Raw genomic sequence first — 16,287 nt, forward strand, 5'->3', positions numbered from 1 at the left:
GACAGGCGGGATCGCAATAAACTACCCAAGCGTTTTCTTTTTCACACAGTTGCATTGCTATCGTCACGCACAGCAATCCCGCAGAGAATGGGGGTCTACCGTCAACGATGAAGCTGTGAGTATGCCTTCTGTTGTGCAGGCGAAGGTGCTGCCTTCCTTCGGTACAAATGCATCTTTGGCACTACTTCGGCAGGAAATAAAATGGCTTCGAAGTGAAGAAAGGAGGCCGCTATGCTGATCCATGAGGTCATGTCAACTGGACTAGCCACCACCATGAAAACAGAGACGGTCCGCTCCGTCGTCGTGAAAATGCTCATCCGGCGTTGCGGAGCTATCCCTGTGGTTGAGGATGGCGATCAGTTGATCGGGATTGTGACCCTACGCGATGTGATGATTCCGCTTTATCCGAACTACGGCGACTACATTCACGACAATGTGCACAGCCGGGATTTCGTTGAAATGGAAGCCGGCTATTCGGAAGTTTTAGAAAAGAAAGTAGAAGACGTGATGAGTCGGAATCCGCTGACCGTCAGCCCAGACGATCCGGTGCTGGAAGTCGCATCCTATATGGGACTGAAAAACTTCCGGCGCATCCCAGTAGTGGAGCGCAAAGGCAAGCTTGTTGGGATGGTGACCATCGCCGATATCAACCGAGGCCTGTTTTTTGCGCAGCAATCTGTGGCTGGTGAAGGGCGGAAGGGGCGATTGCTAGAAGAACACGCCTATGAGACGCAAGGCCGATCGGCGTGAGGACCGATCATTGGTCTGCTCACTTGCACGCACATCGAACTGAGGCTCAGCGCGAGGTCAGGAGCCTGTTCTTGGCTTCCCGAAGTATTCCCGTCGGCTCACCGCCACATCAGCCACGAACATCACCCCGGAGTGCCTGTCGAACAGCGGCCGCAGTCCGGCTAAGATTGGCTCAACTTTCTCTTCAGGTACCACGGTCATAATCATCACGAGGCTTTCCTGCTCATTGAACATAAAGTGGGCCTCACGAATGCCGTGGTGGCCTTTCCCGGAGATATTGCCAATGACCGTGTAACCAGTCGCTTGTACCTTATCCAGCAACTCCGTGACAAACGCACGATGCTCGCCCGAGACGACGACACGAATTTCCTTCATCGGATGCAACGTCAGCCCGTTCATTCACCTAACTCCTTTCCATGAATCTTCCGCTCAGGATTCCGGGACACCTTCAACCCGGCTCCACACTCCAGTCGGTCGATACCGGTACAAGGCTCGATCTTCCGGATCGAGCCCGACGAGGTGCACCCACTCGTTGTGATAGAAATGCTGCAGCACTTCGTGCCGACCGATCAGTTTCCCGATGTTCGCGCGCGGCGCTTCGATCACGGTCAACAACCGCATGGGCTCATGATAGGGCGCCTCGCCGTTTATCACCGTCTGCCGAGCCAGCCCCAGCCGCAGATCGCTCCAGGGACCCGACATGATGCCGAGCCGTCCCACGACGTTATGATAAATTTTGCTGCCGCTTCCGTACACCTCGTTATCCACGGCAGAGAAATAATGTTCCATATTGATCCATTGGCCCACGACTTGCGGCCCGGTCATGACGACCTCGAGCAAGCGGTTGGTCGGATCTTCTCGATAATCATAGGAATGCAGGAAGACCCGCCCGGCTAAATTGAGGCCTTTCGTGAGCTCCCGTCGGCCGATGATGAACGAGGTGTTGCCGGCTAAGCCCCATTCCGGTCTCACCTGACTCCAGTCCGCGCTACGTTCCCGCACACAGGCTCGCGCTTGCGCGAGCGACAATGCACCCTTCAGATCAGGGAGCCTGGTACAACGTTCCTGACTCGTGAGCTCAGCGGCCTCGTGCAGATCTTCCAGCAGCCGGGAGACATCCTTTCGATGCGTCGCCGGCACGTCTTCAAGGTCGAAGAGGTGCACTTCATCCGTGGTGGTATCCACTTGGCCGGCGAGAAAATGAGTGTCGGAAGGAATGTCAATGCCGTTTTTCGTCAGCCGCTCTCTCACCTTGGGATTGTTCGCCATCATGGCAAGCACACGGGCATTGGGTTTCCCCTCGTTGCCTCCGCAGGCGCCGCACTCCAGCGCCGATTCAAATGGATTATTCTCGGAGGTGCTGCCGTGCGCACAGAACAACACGATTCGTGCGAAGTTGCGCGTCAACCCCATCATGCGGAGCGCCGTCTCCAGTGTGAGGACCTGCTCATCGAGTGTGAATCCCGTGCGCGTGATCCGTTCCTTCTGCCATGAGACCGACCGCTGATTGATCCGATACTGCCGCCGTAGCGTCTCCACAAATGCCGCGATTTCCTCCTTGGAAAGCGCGAGTTCCTGAGCGGCCCCGATCACAGACGTCTCCAGGCCGGCTTCTTCATTCAAAGCCTGAAGGCGCAAGACCTCCACGAATTCCGGAGGGATTCGGTAACCGCGGATACCGAGTTGGTCACGTAAAGCTTTCCAGATGACGGCGCGCTGTTCCGACAGCAGCATCTCTTCGATATCACTCGATGGCAATTTATCAACCGTGAGGCTGGTCGCGATCGAAGGGACAAAGAGGTGCTGCATCCACGCCTTGAGACGCCCGTAGAGGGCAGGCCATGCCGTTTTGCCGATAATGGGAACGCTATAGAACCATCCCAGCGATTCGACCATGACATAGGGCGTGATGACATTCTCCTTCAAATCGTGAAGGAGCGTATGTCCGGCATGAAGGAGTTTCGCTCTCGATTCGTGCTTGGTCACCATGTGTTCGAGGTAACTGCGGGGGATCTCGCGCACCTCATTGCGAGCCCGCATGATCACCGGAAACTGTTCGGTGTAATGCTCCTTGCCCCATGCGCGATGACGAATAAAGGCGGCGAAAAAGCCGGCGAAGCCGAAGGTCTCATTGTCACCGGTCGATTCCAACTGACGCCGAAAAGGCTCCGACCGCACATCAATACAGTACACCGATTGCGACTGCGGCCGCACCGGAGGGGAACTTTCGGGACGTCCCGTCGTAGCCGTGGACGCCGTCCGCATCAGCATGCCGAACAACTGTTCGTGGTATCCGGCTTCAAACGCCCTCAGCCAGACCGGGCCGTGATCCGGTTCAGGGAAGGCGTCCATCCATGTGACCAGCGTGGCCAGATCGTTCGGCGCGCCATCAAGCAATACCGTCGGCACGATGTCCAACGCCCGGGCGAGCGCCACCAGGCGACGGGCTGCCGTAAGCCGCAAGCACCGGTCCCGTTGGGGTCCCGCCTCGATGTGCAGGCGATCGGCTAAGGCCTTCCATCCGTTGCTTCCGTCCCGTGAAAGGCGCTCTACTTGCTCGGCGTACATGACCGGCAGGCGGCCGGCCACTTGTTCCTTCCTTAAGAAGTAGGCGTGCGGATGGTTGTGCATGTAAGCAGAGATGGCGTGGAAGTTGCCGTCGATCCCCAGTTCTTCGCGTCCGGCTTTTCCGACCAGCTCTCGGACATACCACAGACGGACGGCGAGAAACTTTACCAAACTGACAGGGCAGGCCTGTTGCCAGGCATAGTCCCGCTGCTCCTCCCGCCACTTAATGAATCCAGCCCACCCGGGAAGCGCCGTGAGTTGAAGCGAGAGATAGTCCTGCCGAAGTTCAACGGGAATCCCGAGCATCTCCAGGCTCTCCAGCACGACGTCTTCGGGGTACTCTGGCAGTTCGGCAATCTTACGGCCACTGTCTTTGATGCCGCACGGTGACCATTCCTGAGCCGCGAGGGATTTCCAGGCCGCATAGAACCCCTGTTCCCGTCCCGGCATCGGCCAGGTCGCATGGCCCTCGTCGAGGAAGGCTCCGCACCATTTGATCAATTCGGTGTTGACGAGACTGACGATCTGCGTGCCCAGCGTGCGATCGCACCAGTCGGAGAGGGTCAAATGGCGTCCCAACGCCGCGTTGTCTTCCCGTATGACCGTGGCGATTTGAGCCTCCATTGTCGGCGCGCTCAAAGCCGGCGCGAGGTGATCGACTAAAGCGTTGATGAGTTCTTCGTTCGAACCGTGATCCAACAAGGCATCGAATGGCTCATCCACAGCCGTGCAGAGTCCATGGGTCAGACATGCCCGCAGGACCTCCCGGTGCGCGATGCGGCACGGACCCACGATGACGTATCCATCGCGAACCAACGGCTGTAACGCCTCGTCGAGATGGCGAAGCACTATTCTGCCGGAGCGGAGGTGTCCACGATAGGTCTCGCCGGAGAGATAGCCCCGGCCCCCCAGAAACTTCTGGCCGCGCCGGACCGTCTCATCAAAAGGCAGATACTCGAGGCTATGGAATGGATTGTGGTGCACGAAGGTCCGCATAGGCCAGTAGCGCGCAATCACTTCACCGGCGACACGGACGATGCCCCGAAGCGCCATGCGGCGAGTTTCAAGGTCGGCGGCGGGGTTTATTTGTTCCACGTCAGGAACTCCATCACGACCGTGTGCTGAAGGCTGATTGGCCCCATACTGAAAAGGTGAGCGGGCATGACGCCCAAAGCGACTAGCAGCACGAGGACGATGGCGAGCGAGGCCAGTTCGTAATCGCGCAGGTCTTCATGCCGTCGCGCTTGGCATTGGCCACCAAACAACAGTCCCTGGACGAGGTCGAACACATACCACGAGGCGCTTAGCCAGGCGATGATAACGACGATGAGTGCACCCGACCACGTAAACGATGGAGCGAGCAGCAAGCCGATGAAACCGGAGAATACTCCAAACGGTGGCAGACCCAAGGCCGCGAGCGCCAACAGTGACAGCGCGACCGCAAACCGAGGCATGGGTTGGGCCAGCCCGCTCAGCGCGCGAAGCCCGATCTCACCATAACGAGCCCGCAACATGTACCAGGCAAGGAGCAGTCCGCCGGTCGCGAGGCTGACGGCGCTTAGGTACACCACAGTCTGAGACGGCGCGACCCGAATCGTCACCAAATACCACCAGAGAATGGAGAGAAAGGCTAGACCGCCATAGGCCGCAACCGATGCCGCGCGAGATTGAGTCAATGCCTTTAAGGAGCCGTAGAGCGTTCCTGCTAGAGCCAGGACCCCTATCACCCCCATCAACGCATTTGGAAGCCGAGGGAGCACACTCATGAGCCCATGGAATCCCATGACAGGCAGTAAAAGCGCCAAGAAGGCGGGCAGGTTTCCCGGCAATCCCGTGAGTGCGGCGATATAGCCCTTATGAAACGGCACGAGTGGAAGCCCCACAGCGCATGCGACTGTGAACGCGATGGAGGATACCGGAGGACCCGTGGTTAAGGCCACAACGATCCCAAGCATTCCAAGACCGAACGTCCCGGCTCCCAACCACGCATTCAATCCTGCATGGCTTCGGTAGAGAAAAAGCATCAGACCGACGAAGGCAAGAAGAAGCAACAAGAAGATCAGAGATAAAGAAGTCTCAGAAGACAGCCCTCCCAATCCCAATCCAAGCAGCACCAGCGTCATTAACCAGGCGGCAGAGGTCCCCCCGTGTATCGGCTGTCCCAGCAGTGTGACGAACGCCATGAGAGGAAGGAGCGCGAGCAGGAACAGCCCTCCTGGCAGCGCGGGCAGATTTGCCGCTGCCCACCCAATTGTAGCGAGGCTGATCATCGTGGCGAACAGAAGCCAGAGCTTCAGCTCCCGCGGTCTCCCCCACATGAGCAGGCCCACCATGGCACCCAGGACCGGAGTGGCGACGAGCAGGAGAGGACCAGTCATCTGTGCCGTCACAACGTCCTCCCGAACGGACCTTTGTCGAGGCGAGAGGCCAGGCCCATCACGGCCCGCGCCAATTTCGAATAGATCAAATCGAGATAGAGACGGTTCATGAACAACACGTAAAGACGGATGTGAAGCCTTTCGAGCCAGCGAGGCAGCCGGATACTGTGACCTCGGGTCCGGGCATAGAGATAGGACCAGCCGAGAAGGATGAGCAGGGTCGTCATTGCGACCAGGCCATCGAAGAGTGGCCCTGGAAGCGCGGCAGCCCGGAAATAAGAAGCCACCTCTTCTCGATCAGGATAGAGAAACGCAGTGAAGCGTTCCGCTGCGAAGAGATACGTGAAGACCACGATGGGCAGCGTCAGAAGCATGGCCGCCGACACTTTCCACGAGGCGACGGCGCGCAGGCGGGTGAGCGTCAGGATCGCCTGGGAGGACGTCACCCAGATAAAGAAGAGGAAGATCACCGCGCCTTGCGAATCGCGAATCGGGATCTGCAGGATGCCATGAGCGACGAGCAAAATCACCAGCGGCATCAGCAACGTCGTGAAAAACCCGGTCGACCAGGTCAGCCGTGAGAATTCCTCTTCTTCGATCGCATGGGTGACATGCGGAAACACCGGCTCCTGCCGGGCCTTATGGATGATGTTTCCGCAGTTCAGGAACACCGTGGCCTTGAAGAGCCCGTGCGCGATCAGATGAAAGACCGCCAGTGCGAAGGCCCCTAAGCCGCACTCCATGATCATGTAGCCCATCTGGCCGATCGTAGAGAAACCGAGCGTCTTCTTGATGTCATTCTGGGTCAGCATCATGGAGGCGCCCAGAATGGCGGTGAGCGTGCCGATCACGAATGCGACGTGCAGGGTCGTGGGGCTCAATCCGTACAAAGGCGCGAGACGGTTCATCAGGAAGCCGCCGGCGTTAATGATGCCGGCATGCAGGAGGGCATGGACCGGAGTCGGAGCGTAGAGTGCGGGCGGAAGCCAGATGTGAAGGGGAAACTGTGCCGACTTGCTCATGCCCCCGATGAAAATCAGAAGCGTCACGGCGGTCGCACCGCTCATCTCGACTCCAGGAAGGGGCGAAAGAATGATTGGTGTTTCGGCGGCCCTGGTAAACAGTTCTTGAAACTCGATGGTGCCGTACAGTGAATGCGCGAGCACGATCCCCCCGAGAAACGCTACATCGCCGACGCGCAAGAGTGTAAAGGTTCTGAACGCCCCTTGAAGTGTGGCGGCGTGGCTGAGGTTGTGAGCGAGCAGGTAGAGGAGATAACTCAGGAGTTGCCAGGACACAAACAGCATGAGGAGATTGGCGCTCGATACCATGCAGAGGAGGACGAACGTCGTGACTCCAATGAGGGCGAGAAACCTGCGATAACCCGGATCCTGATACATGTAATTCACGGAGTAACGATAGATGATGGCGCCGACTCCCGAGATCAGGACCATCATCACTGCGCTAAGCCGGTCGAAGTGGAAGCCGAAAGGTAGGGCAAAATTCGTGACCGATGACGGGTCATAGAACCGGAGGCTGACAGCACCGTTCGACACGACTACCAACGTCACGAGAGAGCCAACGAACGCCGCCACTAGAGGTAGAACGCCGAGCCGCATTCGTGCGTGGTGCGTCTCGGTCTCACCGACCAAGACGATGATCGCCGCAAAAAGAGGCAACAGCGGAACGAGCGTCAGAAGCCACATGCCGCTATCCTTGCCCTTTCACAGTTGATGAAATGATGAGCAGTTCAAACAACGCCCAGAACAGCCGAGCGACAACTCTTATTCATCCTTGTGGAACAGTCAAGGCAATCAACTAATTGCTCCATGTCAGCTCCCCTGAGTTTTTGCCGCCACGCCCATATTACATATCAATGACTTACCAAAAGCCATCTATATTTGTGTAGCGCCGTATTTCCAAGTCTTTGGCACCAACCGGAAATTTTCCCACACGAGTTGGCACTGGTCGCGATTCTCGACCTATTTCATAGGACCGTTCGCTTTATAGTTGTATTTTGTGAAGGGGTATCGGGAGTCCTAACCGAAGGTCTTGAAGAGCAACGGGCAGCAGTAGCTTATAGGATGAATTAGCGAGGTCTGCACTGGTATTGAGAGAGTCCTGATGGTCAGCCCCAGATCTGGAAACCTAGTCGCTTTCGTGGAACCGATGACGACCAATCTTGATGCAGAACCATCCGCATGCAGGGAAGTTGCAAAAAACGGCTTCGTTGCCTTAAAGTCGGTCTTCTCAACCGTTCTCTCGGCAAAGTGAGGCTCGGGGAGCGATGAATGCCGTTATACCTGTTTTTAATTCGATGGCTCTGATTGCAAACTTCACCGATAAAATAGACGTGCGATTTCCGCCCTGATTAACGAAGCGCTTTCTCTCTGCCGACGAGCCCACACGCTTTGTTTGGCACCCATTGAAACTCTTCCGCCGAGTCGTCTCACCAATAGTTGTTGCACGGCGAATGCGCGGCCAGAGAGTTGAAGGAAGTTGTGGCCTTGCTCACCGCCACGCGCCTGGTATTGTGCCATAGAAGTCTCGATATCGTTAATGTCGCTCATATGGCTATGACTCTGTCCCAAATAAACCGACACGCGGATCGAGCAGCGCTTGAAGTGATGAGGAATGGCGCCATTGCCGGCTTGTCGATTGGCTTCCGTATGGGAAAGGGCCAGTCCATGGTAGAAGGTTGTGATCTTCCTGCACACCGTGCTCGTCGGTTATTATGGGTCCGCAAATGAAGCTCATACTGCCACTTGTTGCGATCATAGCGCCGCTTGTCGGTGCCGTTCTGATCGTGATGTTTAAAGGACATTTGGGCGAGCGGAGTGCGCGTATTGGCGTGAGCGCACTCGTGTGTTCCGCGCTGGCCTCGATCTCGACCCTTGTGGTGGTCCTCCAGGAGGGAGCGATACCACCTGCAGCCATTCTCGTCGGGCTGGACGCAGTCAATTACACGCTGTACGTTGATCGGCTCGCTGCCATCATGATGGTGCTCGTCAGTCTCGTGAGTTTGGTCATTCACGCGTATTCAACGCGGTATATGGTGGGCGACCCGGGCTTCGTTCGATTCTTTGCGCTCTTGGGAATGTTGACGTTCGTCTTGCTGGGCCTAGTCACCAGCGGAAATCTGCTGTGGATGTTTGTCTGGTGGCATCTTATCACGTGGTTATTGGCCACGCTGCTGGCCTTTAATCCGGCCAGTCGCGCAGCAAAAGAAGCTGGGCGCAAGACGCTATGGGTTCAGGGCATCGGCGATGCGGCGTTTGGGCTTGCGCTGGCGGTGCTGTATGGCTCGTATGGCACGCTCGACCTCACGTTGCTATTTGAGCAGCTCGAAGCGGCGCCGATCCATCTGTCGAAGTGGCTGGGAATCGGGTCGGCGTTCGATGTCGTGTCTGTCGCCTCCGTGCTCTTCTTGATTGCCGTCATGACGAAGTCGGCGCAGTTTCCTTTCCACATTTGGTTGCCGGGCACGATCGAGGCGCCGACACCGGTCTCGGCCCTGCTCCATGCCGGGATCGTCAACGCGGGCGGATTTCTCGTCAACAGACTGGCTCCCCTGTTCGGCCTCGAGCCAATGACCCTTCACCTGATGTTCGTGGTCGGCGGCGTCACGGTGTTGATCGGCGCTGCGACGATGTTGACACAATCCAGTATTAAGCGGACGTTGGTGTACTCTACGATGGGGCAAATGGGCTATATGGTGATGGAGTGCGGCCTCGGCGCCTTCGCGCTGGCGGTGTTTCATCTCTGTGCGCATGGTCTTTTTAAAGCGACCTTGTTCCTGAACTCCGGCGCCAACATTCATAAGTCGAGAGCCGACTTTAAGTTGCCTCCCGGCGCGGGAGAGGAAAGTGCCGGCACCTTTTCACCGGTGGCGTGGGGGACGGGCTTCACGGTGACACTGATTCTGCCGCTGATCACCCTGCTCGCTGCCCATGGGTTCGTGCGGATTGCGTTGCTCGAGGAGCAGGGCGCGATGATCTTCCTCTTTTTTGGCTGGGTCACGTCCTCACAAGCGATCTTCAGTCTCTACCGTTTGAATGCTGTGGCATCCTGGAAAGTATCCCTCATGATGCTCGCGGCCCTGGCGCTCATCGGCCTGACGTATCTTTGGGCCGGCCAAGCCTTCACTCACCTCCTGTATCCCATACCGGGAGAGTCGGCCGAATACTTTCGGGCAGCCGAGTGGGACCGCTCGCTCTTCGATACGTTTGTGCTGGTCTCGACGATGATGGTCATCGCCGTGTGGATCCTCATTTATGGCAAAGCGCATGGCGTGAAATGGCTCATGCCTACATGGGCACAGGCGCTCAGGACCAGGGCATACGTGGCATTTCTCAACGGACTCTATGTGGAAGACCTCGTTCGAGCCATGGGGAGAAAGGCCCGTGGTCTGTAACGAGGTCCATCGGCATCTCGCGTGACTCGAGAACGGATTATGGCCATGCAGAGCGGCACATTCACCGATGCTCAGAGGATGGAGCTGCGGTCCTATGTGCAGTTGGCCGGTGAAGCCTTTGCGGCGTATTGGCCCATGCGGACCTTCATTCACCATAATCCGCTTCACGGTTTCGAAGAGATGCCGTTTGAGCAGGCGGTTCGGCGAGGAGCGGACCTATTGGGCGGGCGCGGCTATCTGCCCAACGAAGCCTACCGCCACTATTTCCAACTTGGCCGCATCCGAGCAGAACACCTCATCGAGGCACTTGCCCCTCTTGTCACCGATCAGCACGTCGTCTTCGGCGGCCGTTCGACCTCTCATCTTGAGCTGTTGACAGCTTCAATGGTCCACGGTGTGATGGAACAGGATACCGGCGGCACCACCGGTTCCCCCAGCGAGGATACGCTCCGCGAAGTGACGGAAGGGATAGGCGTGGTTCTCGATGCCTCTGTCTTCACAGCTCCCGAGCCGCTCCTCCCGTGGGCGGCTCACGAGTTGCCTGTCCGGGAAACGCTCTCCACCTGGTGTGACCGCACGTTGGGAACTGATCTCGTCACACGCATCAATGAACAGATGATCAAGTGGTGCAGCGTATTCTTGGATGAGGGAGAAGCTTCCTGGTCCATGCCCGGTCGAGAGCGGACGTTCTATCGAGCTTGGAAAGCGCTCGCTCCGCACGACCTAAACCTGTGGCTGATCGGGGTGACGGATGGGGCGCATAAAATTGCCGAGCTTTCTGATCGCCCAGAAGATGCCGTGTTGGACAGTCTGCGAGTCTTGAGAATTCCCAAATCGGCTTGGCAGGAATATCTCACATGGCATCTGGCCGCGCTCCCGGGCTGGACCGGCTTCATCAAATGGCGTTCTGCCGAAAGTCATTATCCGTGGCAAGAGCAGTATCCCATCGATCTGGTAAAGTTTTTGGCTGTGCGCCTATTTTACGAGCGTGAACTGGTCGACCAGGCTTGCCGCAAGTCGTTGGGGCTGGCGGGACACTATGAGGCGCTTCATGAGTTCATGGACCTTACGCCTCATGCCTTTTGGCTGAGGCGGGCCTGGAACGCCGGCTGCCTGGCTGAATCGGCCCTCCGAGAGGTCCGAAAGCTGCGCCGAACGCGCGACGCTGCAGCATGGGAGGAATTGGCCACCCGCCTGTATGCGCAAGCCCAGCAGACGCAAAGCCAGGACGCTCGTCATACCGTGGGACGGCGTCTCTTGAAATTGGCTGATGCCTTCGGCCTGCCGGCGACGTCCATTGTCACGACCAGCCCTTCTGATCTACGGACGATCCTCCAGTGGTTAGCGAGCTTTCCGGAGTCGCAACACGGCCAACGGTGGTTGGAGGCATTCGAGTTGTCTCATCGCCAAGCCGTGATTCAGCAGCTGCGCGACGGCATGACCAACCGCGCCCACAGCGAATCACCGGAGCCAAGATCCGGCCCCTCGAGGCCTCTGGCCCAGTTGGTCTTCTGCATCGACGTCCGCTCTGAAGTGTTCAGGTGGCACCTTGAAAATCTTGGAGGCTACGCGACCTTCGGCTTGGCGGGCTTCTTCGGCATCCCCCTGGAGTATCGGGCGTTTGGCGCCGAACAAAGTATCACTCATTGTCCGGTGTTGCTCAAACCCAAGAATCACATCAGGGAGATTCCCCGAAGCTACCATGAAAAAACAGCCGAGCGGCATCGGCTGGCTGCACAATTCACGAAGGCAGGCCACACCCTCTTGCACGACCTGAAACAAAATGTCATCACGCCGTACGTCATGGTGGAAGCGTTGGGGTGGTTCTTCAGCCTTCCGCTGTTCGGAAAGACCTTCTGTCCGCTCTGGTACCATCGCACCACGCAATGGCTGAAGCGGCTCTTTGTACCGCCGTTGGCCACGACCTTGACGATCGATAAATTGACGCGAGCAGAGGCTGAAGAAATGGTTGCCTCGGAACAGCGCGCGCACATCCGGGAAATACTTCGTGAAGAGCTTCACTTGCGGGGGGCAGCCGTCACGCCAGCGTTGCTCGAGAGCATTCGCCTTCAGGCACTGGAGCCGACCAATCCTCGAAAAGGCGGCCATGTGGGCAAGGCGTTGGCCATTTCGCCGTCCGAGGAGGAGGCACTCTATGAGCGACTCCAGCGCGAGTTGACCATGTCCCCGCGGGGTATCTCCGCGCGACTAGACCGGATCACACAAAATGGATTTTCCATCGCAGAACAGGCCTACGGGGTTGAAGCCGGACTCCGGTTGATGGGGCTCACGGCGGGGTTTGCACGGCTTGTCGTGTTCTGCGGGCATGGCAGCACGTCCGATAATAATCCCTATGAGTCGGCGTTGGACTGTGGAGCTTGCGGGGGGAATCATGGGTTGCCGAATGCGAGAGCCTTTGCAGCGATGGCCAACAGGCCGGCCGTTCGTGACATGCTGCACGCGCGAGGCATTACGATTCCAAGCGACACGCATTTTGTCGCCGCTCATCATGATACGACCTGCGACGAGCTGCGCATCGTCGATCTGGAGGACGTGCCGGCAACTCATCGGAAGGATCTGTCCCGTTTGATGGCCGACCTCACCGAGGCCGGAGCGCACGCCGCACGGGATCGCGGGGCCGCGCTTGAAAGCCTGACGGCTGCTCATCGAGCCGGCCTCGCGCAGAGCCGAGCCAGGCGGAGGAGTGCCGACTGGGCGCAGGTCCGTCCTGAATGGGGCCTTTCCAGGAACAGTTTTTTCATCGTCGGAAGACGAGAATTGACGCGCACCCTGAACCTGGAGGGGCGTGCATTTCTTCATTCCTACGACTTTCGTCAGGATGACTCAGGCCGGCTGTTGGAAACCATCATGACGGCGCCTCTGGTGGTGGCGCAATGGATCAACATGGAGCATTACTTCTCGACCGTCGACAATGAAATTTACGGAAGCGGCAGCAAGGTCTATCACAATGTCGTGGGCAGAGTGGGTGTCATGAGCGGGGTCAGCAGCGATCTGCGGATCGGACTGCCGGCCCAGACGGTGTTGGATGGACCGAGACCCTATCACGAACCGATGCGATTGCTAGCTGTAATTGAAGCGCCGAGAGAGCGGATTCAAGCGATTATCTTGAAGCACCCGCTGCTCGGCCGGTTGTGTAATTACCGGTGGGTGTCGCTCGTCGCGCTGGATCCCAAAGATGAGATGTTTTACGCGTATGAGGGGACGACTGGATGGACGCCGCTACAAGGAGGAACACATGGGGAGACTAACGCTGCATCCCATGAAAGAGATTAAAATCGTGGTCCAAGGCGACCACGTCAAGATTGTGACTGACTTGCTGGACCGGGTCAGGGCAACCGGGTACACCATGATTCATAATGTGTCTGGAAAAGGTCATCACGGGTTCCATGAAGGCCATCTGATGTTTAACGACGTCAGTAGTCAGGTCGTCGTATTTACCGTGGTGCCCGAGGAGAAGATTGAGCCCATCCTAGCCGGACTCGGCCCCCTCTTTAACAAACATTCCGGGACCATGTTTGTCAGCGATGTGGCGGTGAGCCGGCGAGAGCATTTCGTGGCGAAGTAAACCCTGTCCGGCGTAACGGATCGCCATCGGGTGTATCGCATCCGATTGTCTCGAGCGTGTCAAAGTATTTATGCGGCTCCTGACGCGCCGCCTCAGCTCCCAAGCACCTCTCTATGGCCTCTAGACCACGGCATCACTCCACGCCGTCTCAGCCCGCGTTTCTGCGGCACGGTACGCTGTAAGTTCTTCGTTCCCAAATGATCGGCCATCAGGCCATTGAGATACTTTACATCATTCTTTCGCCACGGCTGTACCTACTAACATCTACTGACTTGCCTAGATACATATGCTTCGTTAAAGTGCTCTGGCGTAGTAGGGCCTTCTACCGGAGGAAGAATCCCGCCAGTTAAATTCACAGTAGGAACAAGGTGAAGCGGACCAACTCAGGATTGATCACCGCCGGCTCTGGACTGCCATCCTAGTTATCTTCTGGTCATCTATGCGCATATTTGATGATCCGTTTGCCTCACTGATCGTTGAGGTGGGTATGCCGGCTTTAACACGTGAGACTTGCATAGGCATCGCTATTTACTCATGGCAGTTCCTGGGGCTTACTACAGTTCCTATGCACCCTGAGCATTATTCGTGTCGCAACGTCCCAAGGATCGGATGAGATGCATCGATCTCACATCTTAATTCTTGATCTTGCCAATCAATCGTGCCCTGGCGACCATCAACATTCGCTTCCCGCGCTCGTTCGGCAATGTCTGCCGGAAGGCGACATCGGAATTCAGGTCTCGACCATCTTGGCAGTCAATGATCGTGCACCGTGCCCCGAATGTGTGTTGCTTCGGCCGTCACCCGCGATGCCGGTATCGGAGGTGCTGCCATCGTTGCGACGGCAGTGGGCGCACGTTCCCGTGCTGGGACTGTTATGCAGCCAGCAGAGCCATGCGAACGTCTCGCGCGCGTTCAACCACGGTCTTGATGATTTTCTCCTCTGTCCCTTCCGCCCGATCGAACTGATGCCCCGTATCGAGCGGCTTCTGTCGAAAGAGACGATGGGGAGCCATGCGGTTATGCCGGGCACAATCAAGCCGGACCGATTTCGGGTGGATTGTCTGGTGGGCCAGGCCGAATGCTTCGTGCGCGAGGTGGAGAAAATTCCCTTGCTTGCGAATGCGGACGCGACGATCTTGATTGCCGGTGAGACGGGAACCGGGAAAGAACTCTTCGCACGGGCCATCCATTATCACAGTGCTCGCAACGGGAAACCGTTTGTCCCGGTCAATTGCGGAGCGCTTCCGGATCAGCTGTTCGAGAATGAATTGTTCGGACACGTGCGCGGCGCGTTCACCAATGCGTTTTCTCATCAGCCCGGGCTGGTGGCCGAGGCGGAAGGAGGGACTCTGTTCCTCGACGAGATCGATACCCTGAGCGCATCCGCCCAAACAAAGCTCCTTCGGTTTTTGCAGGATCGACAATATCGTCCCCTGGGATCGTCCAAGAGAACCGTCGCGGATGTGCGAATCATTGCCGCAACAAATGCCGATCTCAAGCGCCAGGTCGAAGGTCGGCGCTTCCGTCAAGACTTGTATTACCGGTTGAACATCCTCTCGTTGTCCATCCCACCTCTCCGAGACCGGCCCGAGGATATCCCCGCGCTTGTCTCCCACTTCGTACGTCAGTACGGCACTAAGACGAATCGAGGGCCGGTCACGGTCTCATCCGAGGCTCTTCAAAAACTCCTGCTCTATCCCTGGCCGGGCAATGTGCGAGAATTGGAAGGAATCATCCAGCGCGCGGCTGTGCTGGCCCCTTCACCGCTGTTGGGTCCGGATCACCTCGATCTGCCTCTGCCGGATGGAAGACATCACACCGATGCGACCTCGTTGCGCGAGGCAAAGGCCTGCGCGGTTCGAGACTTCGAGCGGACATATTTAACGAAGCTTCTGGCGGCTTCCAAGGGAAACGTCTCTCGTGCCGCCAAGGCGGCAGGAAAAGAGCGGCGAACCTTTCAACGATTGCTCGAAAAGCATGGGTTAGATCGGCGCGCCTTCCAGGAACTTTGTTGACGCCGTTGCAGCCATTTCCTCCCTCGACCAGCAATGGCACGGATGCGGCAAGGCGACCGCAGTGACTTGGGCATAAGAGCCGCATCGGAATTTCATTGCCTGTTCAGGCGTCCCTGCGAACCAATATCGATACGATGCGGTGCGTACACCTCACCACCTTGTAACCGTTGTAAATTTTCCAGCGATCCTCATAAGTTAGCGTCCTCTTCTTCTGGTACCCGCCTTGCGTGATGTGCGACGGATCCTGGGAAAAGGGTGCCACCTTTGACGACGGATGGCTCAGGTCCTAGCAACTCAGCGGTGATAAATGAAATCCTCCGTTACTTAGTTCAACATCCCGATGCTAAAGACACAATAGACGGCATTGCCCGATGGTGGTTGCCCCCAAACGATCGGAGGGCGAAGCGAGAACAGGTGCAAATCGCGATCGACGAACTGGTAGCCTGCGGTTGGATCATTCATCGGGAGACGACACCGTCACATGTCGTCTACGGTCTGGATAAACAGCATCTCATAACGATTACGAATGTGTTGCGCCAAAGGTCGGCAGGCGCTGCGAACCCCTAAGCTGCCGAC

Annotated in this window: 11 protein-coding genes; 6 read left to right on the forward strand and 5 right to left on the reverse strand. The window is 57.4% G+C overall.

From position 1 onward, the window contains the following. The first annotated feature begins 231 nt into the window (after window positions 1–231). Entirely contained in the window at window positions 232–750 is a 519-nt protein-coding gene (locus ACWHYZ_RS22915; protein WP_447984982.1) for a CBS domain-containing protein, read from the forward strand. Between the two features lie 57 nt (window positions 751–807). On the opposite strand, the gene ACWHYZ_RS22920 is transcribed toward ACWHYZ_RS22915, so the two are convergent. The 5 genes from ACWHYZ_RS22920 to ACWHYZ_RS22940 form a co-directional block, all read right to left on the reverse strand. After that, window positions 808–1,149 carry a DUF190 domain-containing protein gene (locus ACWHYZ_RS22920; protein WP_447984983.1) on the reverse strand — a complete coding sequence of 114 codons (342 nt, stop codon included), beginning with the start codon at window positions 1,147–1,149 and terminating at the stop codon, window positions 808–810. Between the two features lie 30 nt (window positions 1,150–1,179). Continuing rightward, window positions 1,180–4,413 carry a DUF2309 domain-containing protein gene (locus ACWHYZ_RS22925; protein WP_447984984.1) on the reverse strand — a complete coding sequence of 1,078 codons (3,234 nt, stop codon included), beginning with the start codon at window positions 4,411–4,413 and terminating at the stop codon, window positions 1,180–1,182. Then, on the reverse strand, window positions 4,401–5,708 hold the full coding sequence (locus ACWHYZ_RS22930) for a proton-conducting transporter transmembrane domain-containing protein (RefSeq protein ID WP_447984985.1): 1,308 nt from the start codon (window positions 5,706–5,708) through the stop codon (window positions 4,401–4,403). The genes ACWHYZ_RS22925 and ACWHYZ_RS22930 overlap by 13 nt, the downstream gene beginning before the upstream one ends. Beyond that, window positions 5,705–7,402: an NADH-quinone oxidoreductase subunit 5 family protein gene (locus ACWHYZ_RS22935; RefSeq protein ID WP_447984986.1), complete on the reverse strand. Its 1,698-nt coding sequence runs from the start codon at window positions 7,400–7,402 to the stop codon at window positions 5,705–5,707. Before ACWHYZ_RS22935 ends, ACWHYZ_RS22930 begins: the two co-directional genes overlap by 4 nt. Before the next feature lie 630 nt (window positions 7,403–8,032). Then, window positions 8,033–8,413 carry a hypothetical protein gene (locus ACWHYZ_RS22940; RefSeq protein ID WP_447984987.1) on the reverse strand — a complete coding sequence of 127 codons (381 nt, stop codon included), beginning with the start codon at window positions 8,411–8,413 and terminating at the stop codon, window positions 8,033–8,035. Between the two features lie 29 nt (window positions 8,414–8,442). Between ACWHYZ_RS22940 and ACWHYZ_RS22945 the strand changes: the two genes are divergently transcribed. The 5 genes from ACWHYZ_RS22945 (at window position 8,443) to ACWHYZ_RS22965 (ending at window position 16,278) form a co-directional block, all read left to right on the forward strand. Continuing rightward, window positions 8,443–10,110, forward strand: coding sequence for an NADH-quinone oxidoreductase subunit 5 family protein (locus tag ACWHYZ_RS22945; RefSeq protein WP_447984988.1), 1,668 nt, complete (start codon window positions 8,443–8,445; stop codon window positions 10,108–10,110). Between the two features lie 39 nt (window positions 10,111–10,149). Further along, window positions 10,150–13,404, forward strand: coding sequence for a DUF2309 domain-containing protein (locus ACWHYZ_RS22950; RefSeq protein ID WP_447984989.1), 3,255 nt, complete (start codon window positions 10,150–10,152; stop codon window positions 13,402–13,404). Beyond that, the gene (locus ACWHYZ_RS22955) at window positions 13,367–13,696 is read left to right on the forward strand and encodes a P-II family nitrogen regulator (RefSeq protein WP_447984990.1); all 330 of its coding nucleotides are present in this window, start codon (window positions 13,367–13,369) and stop codon (window positions 13,694–13,696) included. Before ACWHYZ_RS22950 ends, ACWHYZ_RS22955 begins: the two co-directional genes overlap by 38 nt. Window positions 13,697–14,310: 614 nt before the next feature. Then, window positions 14,311–15,711, forward strand: coding sequence for a sigma 54-interacting transcriptional regulator (locus tag ACWHYZ_RS22960; RefSeq protein WP_447984991.1), 1,401 nt, complete (start codon window positions 14,311–14,313; stop codon window positions 15,709–15,711). Window positions 15,712–16,011: 300 nt separating this feature from the next. After that, complete coding sequence (locus ACWHYZ_RS22965) at window positions 16,012–16,278, forward strand: hypothetical protein (RefSeq protein ID WP_447984992.1); 267 nt, start codon at window positions 16,012–16,014, stop codon at window positions 16,276–16,278. Window positions 16,279–16,287: the final 9 nt, after the last annotated feature.

It is taken from the genome of Nitrospira sp. Nam74, assembly GCF_965152615.1.

Coding starts and splice junctions, on each gene's coding strand:
- ACWHYZ_RS22945 (WP_447984988.1), top strand. CDS start 8,443: ATGAAGCTCATACTGCCACTTGTTGCGATCATAGCGCCGCTTGTCGGT.
- ACWHYZ_RS22950 (WP_447984989.1), top strand. CDS start 10,150: ATGGCCATGCAGAGCGGCACATTCACCGATGCTCAGAGGATGGAGCTG.
- ACWHYZ_RS22920 (WP_447984983.1), bottom strand. CDS start 1,149: ATGAACGGGCTGACGTTGCATCCGATGAAGGAAATTCGTGTCGTCGTC.
- ACWHYZ_RS22915 (WP_447984982.1), top strand. CDS start 232: ATGCTGATCCATGAGGTCATGTCAACTGGACTAGCCACCACCATGAAA.
- ACWHYZ_RS22955 (WP_447984990.1), top strand. CDS start 13,367: ATGGGGAGACTAACGCTGCATCCCATGAAAGAGATTAAAATCGTGGTC.
- ACWHYZ_RS22935 (WP_447984986.1), bottom strand. CDS start 7,402: ATGTGGCTTCTGACGCTCGTTCCGCTGTTGCCTCTTTTTGCGGCGATC.
- ACWHYZ_RS22960 (WP_447984991.1), top strand. CDS start 14,311: ATGCATCGATCTCACATCTTAATTCTTGATCTTGCCAATCAATCGTGC.